The organism is Kitasatospora sp. NPDC054768 (genome assembly GCF_053612025.1).
On the sequence record NZ_JBSHBN010000353.1, the window covers coordinates 1 to 1,234 of the forward strand.

The 1,234-nt window shown below is 70.5% G+C and carries 1 protein-coding gene; it reads left to right on the plus strand.

All coding sequences use genetic code 11. The features are described from left to right. The coding region (locus ACWGKU_RS41095; RefSeq protein WP_452191845.1) for a M4 family metallopeptidase at positions 1-1,234 on the plus strand (1,234 nt) is incomplete at both ends.

Consider the following 1,234-nt stretch of genomic DNA (forward strand, 5'->3'; position numbering starts at 1 on the left):
TCGTCGACGCCACCACCGGCGAGGTCGCCGACAGCTACGACGACGTCCACGCGGGCACCCTGAACAGCGAGTGGAACGGCCCCTCGCCCACGATCGCCACCACCGGCTCGGGCGGCTCCTACACGCTGCGCGACCCGAACCGCCCCGGCCTGTCGTGCGCCGACTACGGCACCGGCCAGGTCTTCTCCAAATCGAGCGACTCCTGGGGCACCGGCAGCGCCTCCAGCAAGGAGACCGGCTGCGGCGACGCGATGTTCGCGGCCCAGAAGGAATGGGACATGCTCCGCGACTGGCTGGGGCGCAACGGCCACAACGGCAACGGCGGCAGCTGGCCCGTCAAGGTCGGCCTGGGCGACGTCAACGCCTACTGGGACGGCAGCACCATATCCATCGGCCACAGCCAGGCCAACAAGTGGATCGCCTCCATCGACGTCGTCGGCCACGAGTTCGGCCACGGCATCGACCAGTACACCCCCGGCGGCGCCAACAACGAGTCCGGCCTGGGCGAGGCCACCGGCGACATCATGGGCGCCCTCACCGAGGCCTACACCAACGAACCCGCCCCCTACGACTCCCCGGACTACACCGTCGGCGAGACGGTCGACCTCGTCGGCAGCGGCCCGATCCGCAACATGTACAACCCCTCCCTGGTCGGCAACAACCCCAACTGCTACTCGGCGTCCATCCCGAACACCGAGGAACACGCCGCGGCCGGCCCGCTCAACCACTGGTTCTACCTCCTCGCCGAGGGCTCCAACCCCGGCGGCGGCAAACCCACCAGCCCCACCTGCAACAACTCCTCCGTCACCGGCATCGGCATCAAGGACGCCGGCCGGGTCTTCTACGGCGGCATGCTCCTCAAGACCAGCGGCATGACCTACAAGCGCTACCGCACCGCCACCCTGACCGCCGCCAAGAACCTCGACCCCACCTGCACCTTCTTCAACCGCGCCAAGGCCGCCTGGGACGCCGTCGGCGTCCCCGCCCAGACCGGCGACCCCACCTGCACCAACAACGGCGGCAACGACTTCTCGCTCTCCCTCGGCCCGGCCTCCGGCTCCGTCCGGCCCGGCGCCTCCACCACCGCCACCGTCGCAACCACCGTGACCTCCGGCACCGCCCAGACCGTCACCCTCACCGCCTCCGGCCTCCCCACCGGCGTCACCGCGAGCCTCAACCCCTCCACCGTCCAGGCCGGCTCCTCCGCCACCCTCACCCTCAACGCCTCCGCCAC